This window comes from Aquiflexum sp., assembly GCF_041749095.1.
Lineage (GTDB): Bacteria > Bacteroidota > Bacteroidia > Cytophagales > Cyclobacteriaceae > Aquiflexum.
Genome location: NZ_JBGTCA010000259.1, coordinates 1 through 5,643, shown reverse-complemented (window position 1 = coordinate 5,643; position 5,643 = coordinate 1). Strand labels below are relative to the sequence as shown.

6 protein-coding genes are annotated in these 5,643 nt (G+C 39.2%); 5 read left to right on the top strand and 1 reads right to left on the bottom strand.

All coding sequences use genetic code 11. From position 1 onward, the window contains the following. A partial coding sequence (locus ACEW8O_RS12130; protein WP_373494894.1) for a S41 family peptidase occupies window positions 1–567 on the bottom strand: 567 nt, incomplete at its 3' end. Window positions 568–732: 165 nt separating this feature from the next. Here ACEW8O_RS12130 and ACEW8O_RS12125 point away from each other — a divergent pair. The 5 genes from ACEW8O_RS12125 to ACEW8O_RS12105 form a co-directional block, all read left to right on the top strand. Then, window positions 733–1,494 carry a hemerythrin HHE cation-binding protein gene (locus tag ACEW8O_RS12125; protein ID WP_373494893.1) on the top strand — a complete coding sequence of 254 codons (762 nt, stop codon included), beginning with the start codon at window positions 733–735 and terminating at the stop codon, window positions 1,492–1,494. Next, window positions 1,494–1,907, top strand: a complete 414-nt coding sequence (ruvX, locus tag ACEW8O_RS12120; protein ID WP_373494892.1) for a Holliday junction resolvase RuvX — start codon at window positions 1,494–1,496, stop codon at window positions 1,905–1,907. Before ACEW8O_RS12125 ends, ruvX begins: the two co-directional genes overlap by 1 nt. Continuing rightward, entirely contained in the window at window positions 1,904–2,458 is a 555-nt protein-coding gene (def, locus tag ACEW8O_RS12115; RefSeq protein ID WP_373494891.1) for a peptide deformylase, read from the top strand. Before ruvX ends, def begins: the two co-directional genes overlap by 4 nt. Window positions 2,459–2,531: 73 nt before the next feature. Next, on the top strand, window positions 2,532–3,335 hold the full coding sequence (locus ACEW8O_RS12110) for an amidohydrolase (RefSeq protein ID WP_373494890.1): 804 nt from the start codon (window positions 2,532–2,534) through the stop codon (window positions 3,333–3,335). 245 nt (window positions 3,336–3,580) lie between these two features. Beyond that, window positions 3,581–5,643 (top strand): NADP-dependent isocitrate dehydrogenase (locus ACEW8O_RS12105; protein WP_373494889.1); only part of this gene is annotated, 2,063 nt, incomplete at its 3' end.

The following is a 5,643-nucleotide window of genomic DNA, read 5'->3' as shown; positions in this document are numbered from 1 at the left end:
GTCTCTTATAATGTCAAAAGAGATCAGTTCATTTTGGTTCTTTCTTTTGATATCCACTTCTACTTTGCTCCCTCTGGGACCTCGAAGTAAATCAAAAACATCTCTATTGGTAATCCCTGTTCCGGCCACAGTTTTGCCATCTACCTTTATGATTTGATCACCTGATTGAATCCCAAGTTTTTCTGATGGGCCACCGGTTAATGGCGCAACTACATAAATGGTGTCCCTAATGATTCCGAATTCAACGCCTATTCCATCAAATGCACCATCAAGATCAGATTTGGCCAACGAAGCATCTCTTGCGGGAATATAACTGGAATGGGGATCAAGTTTTTCCAACATCCTTTGTATCCCAAACTCTACCAATTCATTTGTATTGACACTGTCAACATAATCCCGGTTGATGTAGGTGATGATTTCCTGTAGTTTATAAATAGCAGCCTTCAGGTCATTTCTGTCTGTCTTGGGTTCAGCAAATGTTGCTCCTATCCAGATGCCTGCCGAAATGGCAAGTGCCAGGATTAAAGGTAATCTGATTTGCTGTTTGGTGTTTTTGATTTCGCTCACAATTTCCTTCGGTTAAATATGCGGTAATTTTTTTTGGGTGTTCAAATAAATTCAACTTACGATTAAACAGTATTTTAAACCATTTCGTTTTTATAAACGCAAGAAATTCAATTTAGATGAATGTTTATGTCCCTTATTTAGCTAAAATAATTTAATTTTGTTTTTATGTTGAATTCCAAAGATATTCAGAAAACTTCAATTAAAGACCTTGTAACTGAGAATTATGTCTTTGCGTCTGTTCTTCATTATTTTGGAATAAGTTTTTTTCAATATGAACAGAATTCTCTGCTTGAAGTCTGTAAAAAATTCAAAATCAATCCCCAACAGCTTATTGATGAACTGGAATCCTGGGCAAAAAGAAAAGAACCTACTTCAGAGGAGCTATTTCTTCACCCCATAGAAGTTCTGGTTTCTTATCTCAAGAGAAAGCATTATTATTTTTTGAGGCAGGAGTTGCCTTTTTTATCCAATATGGTTTCCGGAATTCAGGTAGAAGAACCCATTTACTTAGATATTCTTGCTGACCTAAGGATCATGTTTCCGCTTTTTGTGGATGATTTTATTCATCATATCCATGAGGAAGAAAGTAAACTTTTTCAGCGGATCAAATTACTCCATGAAATCGAGGAAGATGAATATAGAATAGCAGATGCCTTACATATTTTGGAAGGAAGTCCCGTAGCATTGCTTGCCGAAGCCCATGATGCCCATGATGATGAAATGGAAGGTATCAGGAAGTTGACAAATGATTATTTTCTACCTTCCGATGCTTCGATTTCGATGAAAGTATTGTACCACGAACTTCAGGTTTTTGAAAAAGAACTCATCATTCATGCCCAAATTGAAGATCGTTTGCTTTTTCCCAAAGCTGTGGAACTTGAAAAAGAGGTTCTCAGGAAAGTAAGGAAAAAAATAAGCAATAACTGATGGGCAGAATTTTGGCAATTGATTTGGGAACAAAAAGAACAGGTATTGCAGTTACAGATACGCTGAAAATGTTGGCAAATCCGCTGGAAACAGTTGAAACATCAAAACTCATTGTTTTTCTAAATGCTTACTTCACAAAGGAGGAGGTGGACACTATTATATTGGGTTACCCCAAAAGACTTGACGGAACTCCCAATGAAATGACACCAAAAGTTTTGGGCCTTCGGGACAGATTATCAAAAATCTATCCTGATAAAAAACTTGTCTTAATTGACGAGAGATATACTTCCAAAATGGCCATGCAAAGTATGATTGCCATGGGAAGCAAAAAAAAAGACAGAAAAGAAAAAGCAGGCAATCTTGACAAGATCAGTGCCGCCATAATCTTACAATCCTACTTGGAACAAATATGATTTACCCTATAGTCGCTTACGGAAATCCGATTTTAAAAAAAGAAGCGGAAGAAATAAAGGAAGGTGAAGATCTTTCGGAACTGATACAGGATATGTTCAGTACCATGGACCATGCCAATGGTGTGGGATTGGCAGCACCTCAGGTCAATAAAGGAATCCGGCTTTTTGTGATTGACAGTAGTCTGATGCTCGATGAAGAGGATGAGGAAAAAGGCCTGAGAAGAGCATTTATCAACCCGATTATTCTGGATGAATACGGAGATAATTTTGGGTTTGAAGAAGGATGTTTGAGTATACCTGAGCTAAGGGCGGATATCATTAGACCCGAAAAACTGACCATTGAGTATTTTGATGAAAACTGGAATCTCAAAGAGGAAGAGTTCTCAGGCTTGACCGCTAGAGTGATTCAGCATGAATATGACCACCTTGAGGGAATATTATTTATTGATTACCTCAAGGGTCTCAAAAAAAGAATGGTACAGAGCAAATTGACTGACATCAGTAAAGGAAAGGTAACTACTGATTACCGGATGATCTATCCTGTCCGTTGATCCCCGATTTACACTTTGACATCAATTGAATCTCCCCTTTTTTAAAATCAACCAGCAACCAGATTATATCATTATGAATCAAAATACACCGGCACCGCTTAAAATTGCATTGGTTCAGACAGATTTGTATTGGAAAAACAAGACCGCCAACATGGCGATGTTGGAAGAAAAACTCATGAATCTGGATCAGGATGTAGATCTTATCATTCTTCCGGAGATGTTCACTACTGGTTTTACCATGGATGCACAGGAAGTCTCTGAACCAATGAACCTGGATACTACCAAATGGATGAAGCAAATGGCTGCCCGGACAAACGCTGTAGTGACAGGAAGTGTGATCATCAATGACAAAGGTAAATATTTCAATAGATTACTTTGGCTGTCACCTGATGGGAATATTGATGTCTATGATAAAAGGCATCTGTTTAGAATGGCAGATGAGGACGCCCACTTTGACATGGGATTGACAAGAAAGGTCTTTGAATGGAAAGGTTGGAAAATAATGCCTCAAATTTGCTATGATCTAAGGTTTCCGGTATGGTCAAGAAATAAAATGGAGGGAGACGAAATGCAATATGACCTTATATTTTATGTCGCAAATTGGCCCAGCCCAAGGATAAGTGCCTGGGATATCCTGCTGCAGGCAAGGGCTGTCGAAAACCTCAGCTATTCCATCGGCGTCAACAGAATCGGTCAAGATGGCAATGACGTTCCTTATTGCGGACATTCTGCGGCATACAATTTTAAGGGTGAAAGGCTTTCTTATGCAGAAGGAAGTGAAGACATACTTTTTGTTGAACTTGATTTACACACGCTAAGGGAATATAGAAGTAAGTTTCCTGCATGGATGGATGGAGATCGGTTTGAGTTGAAATGAGTTGGGATATCAATTTTCCCGCATTCATGTATTCCAGTTGACTATTTTTCCTATTACAATCTGACTTTTTTCAATTCCGCCGATCAACAAAATCCAACTTTCAAACTGAGATATTTTGATTAATTTAGCCATGAAATTTGAAACTGTCCGACCTTTTGGGGAATTTACCTTAGGTATGGGATCAAAAATCGTTTCCAATGACTTTTTCAAAATATTAATTTGTTAAACATTTGAAATTACAGAAAATGACCACTAAAACAGCTAAAATTCTTTATACGCTGACCGATGAGGCCCCTGCTTTGGCCACTTACTCATTATTGCCCATTGTAAAAGCTTTTACTGATTCTGCAGGGATTGCAGTGGAAACCAGGGATATTTCCCTTTCAGGAAGAATTATTGCTCTTTTCCCCGAATTACTCAATCCTGAGCAAAGAATCAATGATGATTTGTCCGAATTGGGCGATATCGCCAAAACCCCTACTGCCAATATTGTTAAATTGCCGAATATTTCCGCATCCATTCCACAGTTGAAGGAAGCGATAATAGAGCTTCAGTCTAAAGGATATGCCCTGCCTGATTATCCTGATGATCCTAAAAATGATGAGGAAAAATCCATTAAAACAAGGTATGATAAGGTTAAGGGAAGTGCTGTCAATCCTGTTTTGAGAGAAGGCAATTCGGATAGAAGAGCGCCATTGGCTGTAAAGAACTATGCAAAAAACAATCCTCACACTATGGGCAAATGGTCTTCTGATTCAAAGACGCATGTTTCAAGTATGGAAAGAGGTGATTTTTATGGTAGTGAGAAGTCTATCACAGTGGATAAAGCAGGTAAAATTGATATTATTTATGTTGGATCGGACGGCTCTAAAAAAACTCTGAAATCCAATTTGGCATTAAAAGAAGGTGAAGTAATAGATGCCGCTGTTTTGAGTGTTGGAGAATTGAATGAATTCTTCAAAAAACAAATTGAGGATGCCAAAAAATCCGGAGTACTTTTTTCATTACACATGAAAGCAACGATGATGAAGGTGTCAGATCCTATTATTTTTGGTCATGCTGTTAAAGTCTTTTTTGCACCTGTTTTCGAAAAACATGAATCGACATTGAAAGAATTAGGTGTGGATGTAAACAACGGATTTGGAGACCTAATCTCAAAAATCGATGAATTGCCCAAAGATAAAAAAGCAGCCATTCAATCTGATATCAATACCTGCCTATCTAATAGACCGGGTCTTGCCATGGTCAATTCCGATAGGGGAATTACCAATCTGCATGTCCCCAGTGATGTAATCATAGATGCCTCCATGCCCGCCATGATCAGGGAATCCGGACAGATGTGGAACAAAGATGGAAAGCTACAGGACACCAAAGCTGTAATCCCGGATCGGTCCTATGCGGGAGTTTACCAGGAAACCATTGATTTTTGCAAAAAACATGGTGCCTTTGATCCCAAAACAATGGGGAGTGTTCCCAACGTTGGATTGATGGCCCAGAAAGCAGAAGAATACGGCTCCCATGATAAAACTTTTGAAATGGAGTCAGATGGAACTGTGCAGGTTGTTTCCGAAGCCGGCGAAGTTTTGATTGAACACAATGTGAAAAAAGGAGATATCTGGAGAATGTGTCAGACCAAAGATGCTCCTGTACAGGATTGGGTCAAACTTGCTGTGAACAGGGCCCGTGCCACAGGGTTACCTACGGTTTTTTGGCTGGACAAGAATCGGTCACATGATAGAGAATTGATCAAGAAGGTTGAAAAGTACCTTTCTGGTTATGATATTTCCGGACTGAAAATCCAAATTATGTCTCCTGTAGAAGCTACAAGATTCTCTTTGGAAAGAATAATAGATGGAAAAGATACCATTTCTGTGACCGGAAATGTTTTGAGGGATTATCTGACAGATCTGTTTCCGATTTTGGAGTTGGGGACAAGTGCCAAAATGCTTTCCATAGTCCCATTGATGAATGGAGGAGGTTTATTTGAAACCGGTGCAGGTGGCTCTGCTCCGAAACATGTGGAGCAGTTCCTGGCAGAAAATCACCTAAGATGGGATTCCTTAGGTGAATTCCTTGCTTTGGCAGTATCCCTGGAGCATTTAGGGGATACATTCTCCAATGAAAGGGCAAAAGTATTATCGGAAACCCTTGACCAAGCGACAGGAAAGTTTTTGGAAAATGACAAATCTCCTTCAAGGAAGGCCAAGGAATTGGACAATAGAGGCAGTCATTTTTTCTTGGCGTTATATTGGGCTGAGGCTTTGGCTGTACAGGATAAAGATGCAGACCTTCAAAAGACTTTTACACC